The following is a 16,561-nucleotide window of genomic DNA, read 5'->3' on the forward strand; positions in this document are numbered from 1 at the left end:
CATCCGGAACGACCCACGGCTGTGAGTCACTTCACTATGAGGTAGACAATACTGCCAACATTGTAAAAAAACTATACAAATTCTTAAATTTGTACACTCAATCGATTTCGCCGCGCTCGCGCTTTCCGATCAACGAATGCCGACGGCTGTACGCAAAGTAAATGACCACGCCGAGCGCCATCCAGACGACGAACCTGATCCAGGTCTCCACCGACAGATTGAACATGAGCCACACGCAGGCCAACACCGCCAGAATGGGCACCCAAGGCACGAGAGGAACCCGGAATCCGCGAGGCAGATCCGGACGCGTGCGGCGCAACACCACCACTCCGATCGAGACGAGAACAAAAGCGAACAACGTTCCGATGTTCACCATTTCCTCGAGCGTGCCGATCGGGAAGAATCCGGCCAATACGGCAACCACCACCCCGACGAGCACGGTGATCCGAACCGGAGTTCCGTGCTTACCCGTCGGCGCCAACCGCCGCGGCATCAAACCGTCGCGCGCCATCGCAAAAAGCACACGAGTCTGCCCCAGCATCAACACCATCACCACGGTTGTGAGTCCGGCGAGGGCACCGAACGAGATCACATTCTTTGCCCACGTGATGTCGTGGAACGCGAATGCCGTTGCCAGATTGGATGTGTCACCCTCGAGCACTGTGTAGTTCACCATTCCCGTGAGCACCAGCGTCACCGCCACGTACAGCACGGTGACGATGAGGAGTGAGCCGAGAATTCCCCGAGGCAGCGCCTTCTGCGGTTCCTTCGTTTCCTCCGCGGTGGTGGCAACGACGTCGAATCCGATGAACGCAAAGAACACCAGGCTCGCCGCTGCAAGGAGTCCGTACCATCCGAACGTGCTGCCGCCTGCGCCCGTGACGTAGGAGAACAACGACTGATGTATGCCCTCCCCGGTGCTGCCGGGCTGCGAGGGCGGAATGTACGGCGTGTAGTTGTCGGTGTCGATGTAGAACATGCCGACGATGATCACGAGCAGCACCACGGCGACCTTGATCGACGTGATCACCAGCGACACTCGCGACGACAGTTTGGTTCCGGTCACCAGCAACACCGTGATGACCGCGATGATCAGCACCGCGCCCCAGTCGAACGAGACCGGACCCAACTCGACGATCGGACTTCGTGAACCCATCACCTCACCGAGGTACAGGGACCATCCCTTTGCGACGACGGACGACGCCAACGCAAATTCGAGGATGAGGTCCCAGCCGATGATCCAGGCGACAAACTCGCCGAACGTCGCGTACGAGAAGGTGTATGCGCTACCGGCGACGGGAACCGTCGACGCGAATTCGGCGTAACAGAGTGCCGCCAGGCCGCAGGCAACAGCGGCGATGACAAACGCCAGAGACACCGACGGCCCGGCGACATTGCCTGCCGTCCGAGCCGTGAGTGTGAAGATTCCTGCACCGATGACCACCGCAACACCGAATACGGTGAGATCCCAGGAGTTCAGATCTTTTCGGAGTTTGGTCTCGGGTTCGTCGGTGTCCTTGATGGACTGCTCTATCGACTTGGTTCGGAACAATTTGGAACGACCGGATCCGGCCTCGTCCTTGATCGCCACTGCCGCCTCCTTAGAGATGGCATCAGCCTAAGCCTGTGCGAGAGGCTTTGTTCAGGGTTTGCGAGTGACCAGTTTGTCCAGATCCGGTTCGATGTAGATCACGCGTGCCGCCGGAACAGCAGCACGCACGCGCGCTTCGGCCTCGTCGATTGCGGTCGCCACATCCGAGATGGTCGAACCGAGCGGAACGGCAACCTTCGCCGCAACAAGAATCTCCTCGGGACCGAGATACTGGGTCTTGCAGTGGATGACTCGTTCGATGCGGGTTCCGTCGACCAACGCGGCCAGGATGAGATCGGTTTCGACGCTGGTCGCGCCTTCCCCGATCAACAGGGATTGCATTTCGACGATCAGGACAATCGCGATTATGCCGAGCAGCACGCCGATGCACAGGGTGCCGATGCCGTCGAAAACCGGATTGCCGGTCACCATCGTCAGGCCGACGCCGCCCAGTGCCAGCACCAGTCCGATCAGTGCGCCGGTGTCCTCGAGGAGGACAACCGGCAGTTCAGGACTGCGCGACGTACGGATGAACGACCACCACGACGCGTTTCCCTTCAGCGGACGAGATTCCTTCATCGCGGTGTAAAAACTGAACCCTTCCAGGCACATGGCGATGACCAGGATGACAACGGCTACAAACGCCGAGTTGAGTTCCTCCGGGTGCTGGATCTTGTGAATGCCCTCGTAGATCGCGAACAGTGAACCCAAAGTGAAGAGCACCAGCGCAACCACGAACGAGTAGAAGTACCGATTGCGCCCGTATCCGAACGGGTGCAGTTGGTCGGCTTCCTTCTCGGCCTTCTTCTGCCCGAGCAGCAGCAGTCCCTGATTGGACGTGTCGGCAACGGAGTGCACCGACTCGGCAAGCATCGACGACGACCCGGTGATCAGGAATCCCGCGAATTTGGCTACGGCAATTCCGGCATTAGCCCCCAATGCGGCCAGGATTGCTTTCTTTCCACCTTCTGCCGACACGGTTATCGGCCAACCGTGGCGCTGAAAACCTGTGCCTTTGTACTTCGGGGAGAGATTGTCGCGATGGGTTCGTCAGCGGAAATCCAGGCTGCGCGGCCACGATCGAGTTCCAGTTCGCCAGTCCCACAGCGCACCGTGATCGAACCCTCGGTGCAGATCAGGATGCGCGGATCCCCGGCCGGAACGACGCTGTCCGTCAGGTCTGCACCCAATTCGATACGCGTGAGCCGAAATTCCGGAGCGGGCGTCGGATAGACGATGTCCGCGCTGCCCGCGTGCGGCGACGGGTCGAGAATCGTGATGTCGGATCCGTTGAAGTCGAGGACCCGAAGCAACTCGGGCACATCGACGTATTTGGGGGTAAGCCCGCCGCGTAGAACATTGTCGGAGTTCGCCATGATCTCGACAGCCAGTCCGTGCAGATAGGCATGCAGGTTTCCGGCGGCCAGGAAGATTCCCTGACCGGGTTCGAGGGTGACCCGGTTCAACAGCAACGCAGCCAGCACTCCGGCGTCACCCGGATACGATTCGCCGAGTTCGAGCGCGGTGCGGATCTCCGCGGCAAATTCGGCGTCTCGCGACGACGCGTAGCCGATGCATCCCGCGAGGACGGCCGGCAACAATGTTCCGAGCGCGGTGGACGGCAAGGTTATCCACGTTGTGAACAACGCCCGCAGGCCGTCCGAATCCGGTTGTCCTTCAAGGAGACCGATGTACGGCTCCAGTTCGGGCACCGCCAGTGCGCGCAGCATCTTGACAGTCCTCGTCGGTTCGCGGAATCCCGCGAGCGCTTCGAACGTGCTCAGGGCGACGACCAGTTCCGGCTTGTGGCTGCCGTCCTTGTAATTGCGGACGGGTGCATCCATCGGAACACCGAGGGCGTTTTCCCGGCGGAAGCCCTCTTCTGCCTGGCGGGCGCTCGGATGCGCTTGCAATGACAGCGGTTCCTCTGCTGCCAACAGCTTGAGCAGGAACGGCAAGCGTTCACCGAAGGCCTCGATGTTCTGCTCACCCAGTTGCCGTGCCGGGTCCCGGCCGAGCACGTCGAGTAACGACTCACTGCCATCGTCGGTGACGACGCGCGCAGGATCGCCCGGATGCGCGCCCAGCCACAATTCCGCCTCGGGATGTGCGGACGGCACGGGAAGCCCACGAAGTTCGGCAATAGCCGTACGTGACCCCCAGGCGTAGGACCGCAGAGCGCCCTCGAGTTCGTGCACTAGCGCGGCCCACCCGTCAACTGCACGTATGCGGACGCCATGTCCACTCTCGATGCCAAGACAAACACCTGTTCCACTTCCGATACCCCCGTATTGGCGCTGTCCTCGTCTGCTGCGATCACCAGATCCGCATCGGCCAGCGCATCCATGCGTCGCACAACCTCGCCGCGTCCCGCTTCCATGGCAAAAACGAATGCCCGAACCGGGTCGATCGGCAACGGGCCGTCGAGCTCCGGATCGTGGAAGAAGGGATCGTGAAAAACCGAATCGGGGGCCCCTGACGGCGGAGCGAAGAGGGCCCGTGCCGCTGCGATCACATCCGACAGTTCACCGGAGGCCGCGGAGCGTCCCGATGCCAGAAGCGACGCGCTTGCATAGTCGGCAAGCGCAGTGGCGACCGCCCCGCTGCCGCACACGACCAGTCGGCGATCGCGCATTCTGGTAGCCAAGGATTTGGCGGGATTGTGAAACACCTCGTTGGACAACCCGTCGCTGATGGCTTCGGCGTCGACGGCGTCCGCGATCCGATCGAGGGACGACGGTCCGGCTTCACCCTTGTCGCGGTTCTCGATCGCGGCAACCACGGCAACGAAGACCGCGAGAAAGCGAATCATCGTGTGGCGCGGAGCAGTGAACACACGCGGCGGCAGGGTCATCGTGCGCCCGGCAGCCGCTGCCCTCATCGGTCCCTCTTCGGGAACCGCGACAACAACTTCTGCGCCGCGGCGCACCGCCCCGTCGACGGACTCCACCAGGCGCGGATCCCCCGCGTCGTCTCCCGCAACCACCACGACGTCGAGGGGGCCGACCCACGACGGCGTCCGGTCGAGCAGCACCAGCGGGCACGGCACAGCATTGCCGAGGAGGGCAACCGCGATCCGGGCGGCGTGTCTGGCACCGGCCGATCCCGCGATCAACACGATGCTTCGTGGGCGCAACCCGGCCAACCGATCGAGCGAGCCTTCCGCGACCGCCGAAGCCGTCGAACGAATCTGTGCGCCCCCCATGGCTACCGAACGCAGTAACCCCTCGGAATCGGCAGCTGACAATGCGTCACTGTCGTCGAGGTCGAGGAGCGGTGTCGGCGCTGTCATCTCACCGCACCCCCTTCTCCGTAACAACTTCTCTCGCAACCAACATCGACCGCAGCACCGCGTGCGCGGATAGTCCCCCAACTATCCCAGGCGGCCGACGCGCCGACAAACCAATCGGGCAGAAAAATGAACTCAGCCTCGAACGATCGCCAGAATCTCGCCGACCAACGCGTCGACGTCGGCCTGCGTCGGAGCTTCGACGTTGAGTCGGAGCAACGGTTCGGTGTTGGATGCCCGCAGGTTGAACCACGCATTACCGGACAAGTTGACCGTGACACCGTCGAGGCGGTCGACGGATTCTGTGCGGTCCGCGAAGGCGGCGAGGACCGCAGCCGTTCGATCGGCCGCATCGGCAACGGTCGAGTTGATCTCGCCGGAAGCGCTGTACCGGGTGTACTCGGCCATCAGTTCAGACAGCGGCCGGTCCTGCTCGCCGAGTGCGGCCAGCACGTGCAGAGCAGCCAGCATGCCGGAATCGGCACCCCAGAAATCGCGGAAGTAGTAGTGAGCGGAATGCTCGCCGCCGAAGACTGCGCCCGTTTCGGCCATCTGCTGCTTGATGAACGAATGGCCGACACGGGTGCGGATCGGAACGCCACCCAATTCGGTGACCAGTTCCGGCACGGCATGCGAGGTGATGAGGTTGTAGATGATCGACGCGCCGGGCTCTTTTGCCAACTCGCGCTGGGCAACCAGTGCCGTCACGGCGGACGGGGACACCGGGTCACCCTTTTCGTCGACCACGAAGCAACGGTCCGCGTCACCGTCGAAGGCAAGACCGACATCTGCGCCCGTCTCACGGACGTACGCCTGCAGATCGACCAGGTTGGCCGGATCGAGCGGGTTCGCTTCGTGATTGGGGAACGAGCCGTCCAATTCGAAGTACAGCGGCAACACGTCGAGCGGCATCGGGCCGAAGACGGCGGGCGCTGTGTGTCCGCCCATCCCGTTACCCGCGTCGACGGCAACCTTCATCGGACGCATCTCGGACAGGTCGACCAGCCCACGCAAGTAGCTTGCGTACTCGTCGAGCACATCGCGGCTGCTGACCGCGCCGGCCGGACCGTCGAACTCGGGAACTCCGGAGACGACCTCACCGGAGATGACAGCAAGACCGGTGTCCTGACCGACTGGCTTCGCACCCGCCCGGCACAACTTGATGCCGTTGTACTTCGCGGGGTTGTGGCTTGCCGTGAACATCGCACCGGGGCAGTTCAACAACCCGGAAGCAAAATAGAGCTCGTCGGTGGACGCCAGTCCGATGTGTACTACGTCGAGTCCCTGCGCGACGACACCCTCGGCGAACGCGGCCGACAGCGCGGGTGAGGACTCACGCATGTCATGCCCGATCACCACAGTCGATGCAGCGCCCTCCTCGTCCCGAACCAAGCGGGCAAACGACGCGCCGACATCGCGGACAAAATCTTCGTCGATCTGCTCACCCACCACGCCACGGACGTCGTACGCCTTGATGATTGCAGCAACCGACTCGGCTGTTCGCCCCACTGAATTCATTCTCCTTGTGTGCGCATCCCGTCGGATCTTTCGACCGGGACACTGGAAGTTCGCAAGACGCTGGAAGTTCTGAGCAAGCCTAATGCTTCACGCGTGACTACGGGATGTCAGGCAAAAGCGGCCGGAAGTTCAGGCCGACGGATCCGGCAGAACACGCAGGTGACCGCGACGACCGGTGCGAACCGCGGGAGGCGCGACGGAACGGGCGTCGTCGCCTGCGGACACGCCGGTGTCCTCACGTCCCTTGGCGCGGTCACCGAAACCTGCCTCACGGACAGCTTCGGCAAGAGCGGTCAAATCGTCTTCGTCCGGAGTGCTGGTCGAGAATCCACCCTCGTACCGGACCATTTCCCAGCCCTTCGGGACCGTGATACGCGACGCATGGTTGTCACACAGATCCCACGAGTGCGGTTCAGCGACGGTCGCGAGAGGACCGACTACCGCAGTGGAGTCCGAGTAGACATACGTCAACGTCGCGACGGCGGGGTTCTTGCACCCGGGGCGGCAGCAGCGACGCAGAGATCTCACAGGTACGGAGCCTAGCCCTCCCCGCGGCGGGAACCTACTCGGACACACCGACGGAGCGTCACTGTCGTAATCTCGACGCCATGTCACGCTCCCCCCGCAGACGGTCGATCACCACCCGTTCGATCGAACGGCACGGCCGCGGCCTGCGCGGACCTTTGTTGCCGCCGGAAGTTCCGGCACGGCGGACACGAGCGGAGAAATTCGATCTCCTCGTGATGGAGGCGTTTGCTCCGGTGGACCTGGCATGGCACGACCGGCTGAAGAAACTCGACATCGCCGTCGACGAGGTTCCGAAGATTTTTGCCCGTGATCCGGATTCGGTGAACTGGCCACCGGAAGTTGTCGCGGACGGACCTGTCCCACTCTCACGTTTGATCCCCGCCGGCATCGATCGCCACGGCAAGACGACACGTGCGCGAATTGTATTGTTCCGTCGACCGCTGGAGCAGCGTGCCAAGAATCCGGACGAACTCACGGATCTGGTTCACGACGTGCTGGTGCATCAAGTCAGTACGTTCCTCGGCGTCGATCCATCAGTGATCGATCCGACGTTCCCTGAAGAAGACTAGGCACCCGAAGAGGACTAAGTACTCTGCAGGCTAGGGCCGAAAGCCCATGTCCCTTAGGCAAATATCTCTGAAAGTCTGTGCACGACCTGCAATTCCCCGTTGCAGGTCAAGACTTTTCGCAGACCGTCCCGTCAGCCCCGACGCTGACCGAACCGATTCAGCAGCAGATCAGATGATCCCCCGCTTGAGACGTCGACGCTCGCGCTCCGACAACCCTCCCCAGATTCCGAACCGTTCGTCGTTGGCGAGTGCATAATCGAGGCACTCGTCACGAACCTCACAGCCGAGGCAAATTCGCTTGGCTTCCCGAGTAGATCCACCCTTTTCAGGGAAGAACGCCTCAGGATCGGTCTGCGCACAGAGTGCGCGTTCCTGCCATTGATCCTCGATGGTGTCGAACAGTTCCTCGAAGCCGGTCACCAGACTCAGCACAGGCCGAGCAGTCACCGCCTCGATTTCACTGCAGGCACCTTCTGCTGCGCCTGCTTGGGAATCGGTCTGCGGTTCGTAGCTCACTGTCATTGCCAGAGCACTGATCTCGACATTTTCATTGGGCATCGTTCCGCCTCCTCACCTGTAATAGCGCAGAATTTCACTCCGTATTTCAACCCATTTCAACCCCACCCCGTTGACCACTCGAAACTACGTTCGAATGTGGTCCCGCTGCAGGCAAACTCGCCGACATCGGTGGAATGACACATTTGAGATTACACACGTCCAGCGTGTCGCGGTCAAGCTAATGAACAGGAATCCATTAGTATTCCGGCCCGAGTTTTGCATCTGACACACCGCCCAGCGGACACGGCAAGCCGAGCACCGCCTAGTCTTTGTCAAGTGAACGTGACTGTATTGGTTGGCGGCGTCGGCGGAGCTCGTTTCCTCCAAGGAGTGCAACACGCACTCGGCATCTCCGGTGGTGAAACGCTCGAGAAATATCAAGGCCCACACCGGATCACAGCCGTGGTCAACGTCGGCGACGACGTCTGGATGCACGGGCTGCGTATCTGCCCCGACCTCGATACCTGCATGTACACCCTCGGCGGCGGCATCGACACCGAGCGCGGATGGGGCCACAAGGGCGAGAGTTGGAACGCAAAAGAAGAGCTCGCCGCGTACGGCGCCAAGCCGGACTGGTTCGGGCTCGGCGACCGCGATATCGCCACCCATCTGATCCGCAGCCAGATGCTCAGAACGGGCTATCCGCTCTCCGCAGTTACCGAAGCGTTGTGCAATCGTTGGAATCCCGGCGTTGACCTCATCCCCGTCAGTGACGACCGCAGCGAAACGCACGTCGTGATCACCGACCCGGAGGACGGCGAGCAGAAAGCGATCCATTTCCAGGAGTGGTGGGTACGTCACCGCGCACACGTCCCGACCCACAGCTTTGCTCACGTCGGTGCCGAACAGGCGAAGCCGGCCCCGGGAGTGCTCGAGGCGATCGAGAACGCGGACGTCGTCCTGATCGCTCCGTCCAACCCGGTTGTCAGTGTCGGCGCGATTCTGGCGGTGCCAGGCATTCGTGGCGCACTGCGCACCACCGCAGCCAAAGTGATCGGACTCTCCCCCGTGATCGGCGGAAAACCGTTGCGCGGAATGGCCGACGAGTGCCTCGACGTCATCGGCGTCGAGACGACATCCGAAGCAATCGGTCGCCATTACGGCGCCCGGTCGATCAACGGCATCCTCGACGGCTGGCTGATCGACGAAGGTGACACCGCCGACGTCGACGGTGTGGATGTGCGCGCCGTCCCACTGATCATGTCCTCGCCCGCGGCCACCGCCGAGATGGTGGCCACCGCATTCGATATCGCCGGAGTGTCGCTGTGACAACAAACACGACCGATCAGGCTCCCGGCGATCACTCGCCCGGCGCAGCCATCGAAGTGATTCCCGTTCACGGTCTTCCGGAGTTCCGTCCGGGGGACGATTTGGCTGCTGCCCTCATCGAGGCAACACCGTGGATCCGCGACGGCGACGTCCTTGTCGTGACGAGCAAAGTGTTCTCGAAGGTCGAAGGCCGCATCGTCTCGTCCCCGACCGACCCCGACGAGCGCGATGCCGCGCGGCGTGTACTCGTCGATCAGGAAGCCGTACGCGTCGTAGCGCGTAAGGGCCGAACCCTCATCACGGAGAACAAGCTCGGAATCGTTCAGGCCGCATCCGGCATCGACGGCTCCAACGTCGACGGCGGCGAGTTGGCTTTGCTTCCCGTCGATCCCGACGCGAGTGCCGCCGCGCTGCGCGCTCGGTTCCTCGATGCCGCCGGTAAGTCCGTCGCCGTCGTGGTGACGGACACCATGGGCCGCGCGTGGCGCAACGGGCAGACCGACGCCGCGATCGGCGCCGCCGGAATCCCGGTGTTGCACGGTTACCTCGGAGCGCAGGACAGCCAGGGAAACGATCTGATCGTGACCGAGATCGCCGTTGCCGACGAAATCGCGGCTGCCGGCGATCTGGTCAAGGGCAAGCTCGGCGGAGTACCGGTTGCCGTCGTACGCGGCTTGCGATTCCAGGACAACGGTTCCACAGCGCAGGATCTCATCCGTCGCGGTGCCGACGATCTGTTCTGGCTCGGCACGGCCGAAGCCACGGCGATGGGCCGCGGCCAGTCGTTGCTTCTGCGCCGTTCGATTCGCGCGTTCAGCGAGGAACCTGTTGACGCCGACGCGATTCGGTTGTCCATCGCCGAGGCGTTGACCGCGCCGGCGCCGCACCACACCCGACCCGTTCGCTTTGTCTGGTTGCGCACCAACACTATTCGCAAGCAACTGCTGGAAGCACTACGCGAGAAGTGGCTCACCGATCTCCGTGCCGACGGACGCACCGAGGAATCCGCGCAGGCCCGCGTCGCGCGTGGCAACATCCTGTTCGACGCCCCTGAAGTTGTCATCCCGTTCTGCGTCCCCGACGGCGCGCACAGCTACCCGGACGAGCGCCGCAGCGCTGCGGAGTCCACGATGTTCACCGTGGCGGCGGGAGCGGCGGTGCAGGGCTTGCTGGTTGCGCTCGCGACCCGTGAGATCGGGAGCTGCTGGATCGGTTCGACGATCTTTGCCGCCGACACGGTGCGCGAACATCTGGGCGTGCCCGCCGATTGGCAACCGCTCGGCGCCATCGCTGTCGGTCACCCCCTCGAACCGCTCACTCCCCGTACGGCTCCCGCAGCCGGCGACGCATTGGTGGAGATGTAGGTGAGCGCAGAGACTCTGCACAGGTCCGCCAAAGATGTTCTGGAACAATGGTCTACGCCGTCAGCGCACGACGAGTCCCTCCGTCACACCATGTTGGCTTTTCTCGACTCCGCACCAGACGGATGCCTTCGCCGTCATGCGCCGGGGCACATCACCGCGTCGTCGCTCGTTGTCGACGAAAGCCTGAATCACGTCCTGCTCACTCTGCATCCGCGTGTCGGGAAGTGGATTCAGCTCGGCGGACACTGCGAACCGACTGATGACACTGTGATCGATTCCGCCTTGCGCGAAGCTCGCGAGGAATCGGGAATTCACGATCTGCGCATCGACCCCGCACTTCTTTCCGCACACACGCACCCCATCACGTGTTCACTCGGCGTCCCGACCCGGCACCTCGACCTGAGGTTTCTTGTTGTGGCACCGGACAACTCACCGATCGTGCGCAGCGAGGAGTCGACGGACCTGCAGTGGTGGCCCGTCGATTCCCTCCCAGCCAATGCCGAACACGAGAGCGTCAACCACATGGTCTCGCTGGCGAGACTGCGCCTTCAGGCCTGAACCTTCAGGCTTGAAAAGCGGGCGCCAACTCGGGCCGCTTGGCGCTGACTCCGTCACCCGAGGAGACGCCCTTGACGCGCCGAGCCAGCCACGGCACCAGGAACTCTCGGGTCCATTGACGGTCTTCGCGCCTGGCCTCGATCTTCGACTGCGCCGGCACGGGACCGAGATCCGGCGCGTTGAGGGTGTGGCCCACACCGATGGCGTCGAGCACGTGAGCGGCCATGTTCTGATGCCCGGCAGGTGACATGTGCAGACGGTCGAAGTCCCACATCCGCAGGTCCTGATATTCGGCGAACCGCCAGAAGTCGACGATGGTCGCGCCGTGTCGATCGGCGACTTCGCGCACCAATTCGTTGTAGATGGCCATCCGGCCACGGAGTTTGCCGAAGAACGCCGACCATCCGGTGTCGTAGGCGGTGAACATCACTACACGAGCACCGGATTCGGTGAGCGCCGCAATCGCGGTGTCGTAGCGAGCGACCACGGCGTCGAGGTCCAGCTTCGGGCGCATCATGTCGTTGCCGCCGGCGTAGATCGTCACGAGGTCCGGCTTCAGCGCCAGCGCGGGCCCCAGCTGCTCGTCGACGATCGGACCGAGCAGTCGACCACGAATCGCCAGATTGGCGTATCGGAAATCCGGGTTGCCGATTGCCAACTGCTCCGCGACGCGTTCGGACCAACCTCGTAGTCCGTTGGGGAATCTGTCGTCTGTGTCGCCGACGCCCTCGGTGAACGAATCACCGAGGGCGACGTAGCGGCTCGGAAATGAAGTCATCCGGCCATTATTCCAGTTGCGAAGCTCAACAATCACACATCTGTGCTGAAACGCACGCCGCCGTCGGGCAGCGTCACACCGGGCCACACCCGAGCGCCGCGGAGCAATTCGCAGCGAGCGCCGATATCGGCACCGTCACCGATCACCGCGTCACGGACGAGCGCGCGGGGTCCCACCCGAACACCGAATCCGAGGATCGATCGCTCGACAACTGCCCCGGCTTCCACCACGGCGCCGTCGAACAGGATTGCGCCGTCGAGGCGGGCGCCTGCGCCCACTTCTGCGCCGCGTCCGACAACCGTGCCGCCGATCAACACAGCTCCGGGAGCCACACCGGCACCGGGATGCACCAGGGACTCGCCGCGCGGGCCCTCGAGTGCGGGTGACGGCGCGATACCGCGAACCAGGTCGGCTGAACCGCGCACGAAGTCCTCCGGAGTGCCCATGTCACGCCAGTACGACGTGTCGACGTGACCGAAGACGCGCTTGCCCTCGGCCAGCAGGTTCGGGAACACCTCGCGCTCGACCGACACCGGGCGACCCTCGGGGATCTGCTCGATGATCGCGCGCTTGAAGACGTAGCAGCCGGCGTTGATCTGATCGGTCGGCGGATCCTGGGTCTTCTCCAGGAACGCGGACACCCGACCGTCTTCGTCGGTGGGCACGCAACCGAAGGCACGCGGATCACCGACTCGGACGAGATGCAGCGTGACGTCCGCATCCGTTTTCGTATGTGTGTCGAGGATCGCATTCAGATCGGTGCCGCCGAGTACGTCGCCGTTGAACACCATGATGTTGTCGCCGCGAAGTTTCGGAAGAACGTTGCGGATACCACCGCCGGTGCCGAGCGGTTCGTTCTCGAACACGTAGTCGATCTCGAGGCCCATCTTCGACCCGTCACCGAAATAGTCCTCGAACACCTCTGCCTTGAACGACGTACCGAGCACGACGTGCTTGATGCCCGCAGCTTCGATCCGCGCGAGCAAGTGCGTCAGGAACGGCAGACCGGCCGTCGGCAACATCGGCTTGGGAGCCGACAAGGTCAGCGGACGCAGGCGAGTGCCCTTGCCGCCTACCAGGATTACCGCGTCGGTCGGAGTAGGTTCGGTCATCGTTGTTGTCCCCTGGGATTCGAAACTGAAGTGTCATCGGTCTGGTGATCTGTGCGAGCGCGCACTGCGGATGCGACGGCAATCTTGGAACGAAGCGCCAGGCCGCCGCGAAGCGCCAGACGCAGCGGGGCCTGCCACCAATGTGGATGGCGATCGGCTTGGAAACGGTATGCACTGCGGTGGTGTGCCGGCAGCATCAACTCCGGATGACGCCCTGCCGCATGCCCTTTCGCGTGAGTTACCTCCACAGAGGGCACAAACACGTTGAGCCAACCCGCTTTTCCGAGGCGATCACCGAAATCGACGTCCTCCATGTACATGAAGTAACGGGAGTCGAACCCGGAGATGGCGTCGAAGGCGGCGCGGCGAACGAGCAGGCACGAACCTGACAACCAGCCGACCGCGCGCTCGGTGAGCGCCTCGTTCTCCTGGCGATAGCGAGTCGTCCACGGATTCTTCGGCCACACCGTGCCCAGAATTGCGTGTCCCGCACCGGAAGTGATGTCGGGAACGGATCGCGCCGACGGATACACGCTGCCGTCGGGTTCGAGGACCTTGGGCCCCAGCGCACCGGCCCTTGGCCACCGATTTGCCGCTGCCACCAATTTGTCGAGTGAACCGGGGCTCCATTGGACGTCCGGATTGGAAATCACGATGAATTCGATAGCCGGATCGATCTCCGCGACAGCCCGATTTATCGCGCCTCCGTACCCGATATTTCCACCGGTACGGAGCAGACGAACGTGTTCGTACTTGCTGTCGGCGGCCTCGGGAGTTCCGTCGGTCGACCCATTGTCGGCCATGATGACCTGGGGTTTTTCTGTCGTCGCCTCGGCGAGTGTGCTCAAAAAGTTCTCGAGATGCTCGCCGGGCGAGTACGTCACCGTTACCACGGCCAGCTTGGGACTCACGCCGGTCAGCCTAGCCGCCCGGAGCGCTCCATCTGAACTTTGCTCACGCGATTGCGTCGTGAAGCGCCTCACGCCACGGGCGCAACGGGCTCAGGCCCGCTGCCGCCCACGCGTCACCGGACAACACCGAGTACGCGGGGCGCGGCGCCGGACGCACAAATGCCGCGCTGGTGCACGGGCGAACCCGATTCGGATCGGCACCTACCTCTTCGAAGACCGCGCGCGCCAGATTGAACCAACTGGCCTGCCCGTCATTGGTCGCGTGCAGTGTCGAAGTGCCCGTGAACGGACGTGACGCCAGTTCCAACAGACCGGCCGCCAGATCGACGCTGTACGTGGGCGAACCGATCTGATCGTCGACGACGTCGATAAAGTCCCGTTCACCTTCGAGGCGGCGCATCGTGCCGACAAAATCACCGGCCTCACCCGAGTAGACCCAGGCGGTGCGAACGATCACGGAATCAGCGCCGGACTTGCGCACGGCTTCCTCGCCCGCAAGCTTCGTGCGGCCGTAGACCGTCGACGGCCCTGTCGGCGAATCGACCTCGTACGGGCTGTGAGCGTCACCGGGAAAGACGTAGTCGGTGGAGACGTGGATCAATCGGGCACCCGCCCGCGCGCAGGCCGATGCCAGGTTGCTCGGCCCGGTCTCGTTCACTGCCGTGGCCGCCGCCTCATCCGACTCGGCAGCATCCACTGCCGTGTACGCGGCGCAGTTGATCACCACCGTCTCGGGTGAGAGAACATCGGACGTCAGCGCTTTGTCGACCGCACCACGATCGGTGATGTCCAACTGCGCTGAACCCAGAGCGACAACGCTTCGACCCGCCGAGAGCGCAAGCGATTCGATACGACTTCCAAGCTGGCCGCGCGCCCCTGTGAGCAGGATATTAGTCATACCCGTCAGTTTGGCACGCCGTCGCCAGGTACCCGACCTGACGTGAGTAGACCAGTAACCTGGATGGGTGTCACACCAGCAACCACAACGCCGCGTGCGTCCGCAGCCTGCGCCTAGTCGAGCAAAGACCAGCCCAGGCCGGATCGCCGTCGCCGTCGTGTCGGTCCTGGTGTTACTGGTTACCGGCTTTGCCTGGCGCGGAGTGGACTCACTGCGCAATTCCCTGGCCACCGCCAGCGGACTCGGCTTGGGCGGCGGCAAGGACGGCGCCATCGACATCCTCATGGTGGGAACCGACAGCCGAACGGATGCGCACGGAAATCCCCTGAGCCAAAGCGAGCTGGATTCGCTACGGGCCGGTGAGGAAGTTGCGTCCAACACCGACACGATCATCTTGATCCGCGTTCCCAACGACGGCAGTTCCGCCACCGCGATCTCCATTCCCCGCGACGCGTACGTCAATGTTCCCGGCATCGGCATGTCGAAGATCAACGGAGCCTTCGGAGCAACCAAGGAGACCGAGCGTCTGCGGCTGGTCAACAACGGAGCAAGCGAATCGGAGTCGGACCGCAAATCCACTGAAGCGGGCCGCGAAGCACTCATCGAATCCGTCGCGAACCTGACCGGAATCACCGTCGACCACTACGCCGAGGTCGGCCTGCTCGGATTCGTTCTGCTCACCAATGCTGTGGGCGGCGTCGACGTATGCCTCAACGCGGCCGTGAACGAGCCTCTCTCCGGCGCCAATTTTCCGGCCGGCCAACAGACTCTCGACGGATCGAACGCCCTCAGCTTCGTCCGGCAACGTCACGATCTTCCCCGCGGCGACCTCGACCGCATCGTGCGTCAGCAAGTGTTCATGGCTTCCCTTGTCAGCCAGGTCCTCAGCGCAAAAACACTCAGCGATCCCGGCAAGCTCACTTCGTTGACCAACGCCGTGTCACGCTCGGTGGTGATCGACGACGACTGGGACATCATCGAATTCGCGAAGCAACTGCAAAATTTGGCGGGCGGCAAGGTTCAGTTCGAAACCATCCCGGTGCTCGACATCAACGGTATGACCGACTACGGCGAGTCGATCGTCAAGGTCGATCCGAAAGAGGTGAAGAAGTACATCGCGAACCTCGTCGGCGCAGAGGTCGAGGAAGAAGAAACCACCTCGGCGGCGCCTACCGTCGATGCCTCGAAATTCACCGTCGACGTAGCTAACGCCAGCGATATCGGCGGACTCGCGAGCGGAGTCTCCGAAGCACTGAGCGCACTCGGCTACCGGGAAGGCGAAGTCGGAAACAACACCGGTGCAGACGTATCCGAGTCAACGGTCTTTGCGAAGTCCAAGGACGACGACGCAGCCCTTGCCGTCGCCGAGGTATTGGGCGGCTTGACCGTAAAAGCGGATTCGTCGTTGCCCTCGAACACCGTTCGAGTTGTTCTCGCCTCGGACTACTCCGGTCCCACGTCCGCCGATTCCGTGTCACCAACGGATTCCGGCTCGACTTCAGCTTCCGGGACACCGGACTCGGCGAGCACAACCGAGACCAGTCCGACTCCCGCTCCCGCCGGACCGCCGATCGACGCCGCATCCAGCGGACCCCGCTGTGTGAATTAATACTCTGCG

16 protein-coding genes are annotated in these 16,561 nt (G+C 62.9%); 5 read left to right on the forward strand and 11 right to left on the reverse strand.

The window, feature by feature from the left end; translation table 11 throughout:
* Positions 1 to 97: 97 nt before the first annotated feature.
* The 6 genes from CJ178_RS09315 to CJ178_RS09340 all read right to left on the reverse strand — a co-directional run bounded on the left by CJ178_RS09315 (position 98) and on the right by CJ178_RS09340 (position 6,926).
* On the reverse strand, positions 98 to 1,591 hold the full coding sequence (locus tag CJ178_RS09315; protein WP_045070584.1) for an amino acid permease: 1,494 nt from the start codon (positions 1,589 to 1,591) through the stop codon (positions 98 to 100).
* A 51-nt stretch (positions 1,592 to 1,642) separates the two neighbouring features.
* A complete protein-coding gene (locus CJ178_RS09320) occupies positions 1,643 to 2,569 on the reverse strand; it encodes a cation diffusion facilitator family transporter (protein WP_033231200.1) in 927 nt (308 codons plus the stop codon).
* Positions 2,570 to 2,571: 2 nt separating this feature from the next.
* A complete protein-coding gene (gene manA / locus CJ178_RS09325) occupies positions 2,572 to 3,789 on the reverse strand; it encodes a mannose-6-phosphate isomerase, class I (RefSeq protein WP_095886573.1) in 1,218 nt (405 codons plus the stop codon).
* Positions 3,789 to 4,883: a tobH protein gene (locus CJ178_RS09330; protein WP_095886574.1), complete on the reverse strand. Its 1,095-nt coding sequence runs from the start codon at positions 4,881 to 4,883 to the stop codon at positions 3,789 to 3,791. Before CJ178_RS09330 ends, manA begins: the two co-directional genes overlap by 1 nt.
* Before the next feature lie 132 nt (positions 4,884 to 5,015).
* The gene (locus tag CJ178_RS09335) at positions 5,016 to 6,389 is read right to left on the reverse strand and encodes a phosphomannomutase/phosphoglucomutase (protein WP_033231203.1); all 1,374 of its coding nucleotides are present in this window, start codon (positions 6,387 to 6,389) and stop codon (positions 5,016 to 5,018) included.
* 138 nt (positions 6,390 to 6,527) lie between these two features.
* Positions 6,528 to 6,926, reverse strand: a complete 399-nt coding sequence (locus tag CJ178_RS09340) for a DUF3499 domain-containing protein (RefSeq protein ID WP_033231204.1) — start codon at positions 6,924 to 6,926, stop codon at positions 6,528 to 6,530.
* 80 nt (positions 6,927 to 7,006) lie between these two features.
* Here CJ178_RS09340 and CJ178_RS09345 point away from each other — a divergent pair, with 80 nt between their 5' ends.
* Entirely contained in the window at positions 7,007 to 7,495 is a 489-nt protein-coding gene (locus CJ178_RS09345; RefSeq protein ID WP_033231205.1) for a metallopeptidase family protein, read from the forward strand.
* A gap of 168 nt (positions 7,496 to 7,663) precedes the next feature.
* On the opposite strand, the gene CJ178_RS09350 is transcribed toward CJ178_RS09345, so the two are convergent.
* Positions 7,664 to 7,927 carry a WhiB family transcriptional regulator gene (locus CJ178_RS09350; RefSeq protein WP_165826358.1) on the reverse strand — a complete coding sequence of 88 codons (264 nt, stop codon included), beginning with the start codon at positions 7,925 to 7,927 and terminating at the stop codon, positions 7,664 to 7,666.
* Between the two features lie 402 nt (positions 7,928 to 8,329).
* Here CJ178_RS09350 and cofD point away from each other — a divergent pair, with 402 nt between their 5' ends.
* The 3 genes from cofD to CJ178_RS09365 are packed head-to-tail and all read left to right on the forward strand — an operon-like array spanning position 8,330 to position 11,244.
* Positions 8,330 to 9,322, forward strand: a complete 993-nt coding sequence (gene cofD, locus CJ178_RS09355) for a 2-phospho-L-lactate transferase (RefSeq protein ID WP_033231206.1) — start codon at positions 8,330 to 8,332, stop codon at positions 9,320 to 9,322.
* A complete protein-coding gene (locus CJ178_RS09360) occupies positions 9,319 to 10,686 on the forward strand; it encodes a coenzyme F420-0:L-glutamate ligase (protein ID WP_095886575.1) in 1,368 nt (455 codons plus the stop codon). The genes cofD and CJ178_RS09360 overlap by 4 nt, the downstream gene beginning before the upstream one ends.
* The gene (locus CJ178_RS09365; RefSeq protein ID WP_095886576.1) at positions 10,687 to 11,244 is read left to right on the forward strand and encodes an NUDIX hydrolase; all 558 of its coding nucleotides are present in this window, start codon (positions 10,687 to 10,689) and stop codon (positions 11,242 to 11,244) included. It begins immediately after the preceding gene.
* 4 nt (positions 11,245 to 11,248) lie between these two features.
* Here the strand turns inward: CJ178_RS09365 and CJ178_RS09370 are convergent, their stop codons facing one another.
* From CJ178_RS09370 to rfbD, 4 genes are read right to left on the reverse strand one after another with little or no spacing between them, the layout of a single operon-like run.
* Entirely contained in the window at positions 11,249 to 12,022 is a 774-nt protein-coding gene (locus tag CJ178_RS09370; protein WP_095886577.1) for an SGNH/GDSL hydrolase family protein, read from the reverse strand.
* Positions 12,023 to 12,054: 32 nt separating this feature from the next.
* Positions 12,055 to 13,134 carry a sugar phosphate nucleotidyltransferase gene (locus CJ178_RS09375; RefSeq protein WP_095886578.1) on the reverse strand — a complete coding sequence of 360 codons (1,080 nt, stop codon included), beginning with the start codon at positions 13,132 to 13,134 and terminating at the stop codon, positions 12,055 to 12,057.
* On the reverse strand, positions 13,131 to 14,045 hold the full coding sequence (locus CJ178_RS09380) for a glycosyltransferase family 2 protein (RefSeq protein WP_095886579.1): 915 nt from the start codon (positions 14,043 to 14,045) through the stop codon (positions 13,131 to 13,133). Before CJ178_RS09380 ends, CJ178_RS09375 begins: the two co-directional genes overlap by 4 nt.
* 43 nt (positions 14,046 to 14,088) lie before the next feature.
* On the reverse strand, positions 14,089 to 14,943 hold the full coding sequence (gene rfbD, locus CJ178_RS09385) for a dTDP-4-dehydrorhamnose reductase (RefSeq protein ID WP_095886580.1): 855 nt from the start codon (positions 14,941 to 14,943) through the stop codon (positions 14,089 to 14,091).
* Positions 14,944 to 15,037: 94 nt separating this feature from the next.
* Here rfbD and CJ178_RS09390 point away from each other — a divergent pair, with 94 nt between their 5' ends.
* A complete protein-coding gene (locus CJ178_RS09390) occupies positions 15,038 to 16,552 on the forward strand; it encodes an LCP family protein (RefSeq protein ID WP_051730210.1) in 1,515 nt (504 codons plus the stop codon).
* Positions 16,553 to 16,561: the final 9 nt, after the last annotated feature.

This window comes from Rhodococcus sp. ACPA4, from assembly GCF_002300185.1.
GTDB lineage: Bacteria > Actinomycetota > Actinomycetes > Mycobacteriales > Mycobacteriaceae > Rhodococcus_F > Rhodococcus_F globerula.

Excerpts from the sequence above, each read along its gene's own strand:
- CJ178_RS09330 (WP_095886574.1), bottom strand. The coding sequence starts at position 4,883 with ATGACAGCGCCGACACCGCTCCTCGACCTCGACGACAGTGACGCATTG.
- CJ178_RS09345 (WP_033231205.1), top strand. The coding sequence starts at position 7,007 with ATGTCACGCTCCCCCCGCAGACGGTCGATCACCACCCGTTCGATCGAA.
- CJ178_RS09370 (WP_095886577.1), bottom strand. The coding sequence starts at position 12,022 with ATGACTTCATTTCCGAGCCGCTACGTCGCCCTCGGTGATTCGTTCACC.
- CJ178_RS09375 (WP_095886578.1), bottom strand. The coding sequence starts at position 13,134 with ATGACCGAACCTACTCCGACCGACGCGGTAATCCTGGTAGGCGGCAAG.
- rfbD (WP_095886580.1), bottom strand. The coding sequence starts at position 14,943 with ATGACTAATATCCTGCTCACAGGGGCGCGCGGCCAGCTTGGAAGTCGT.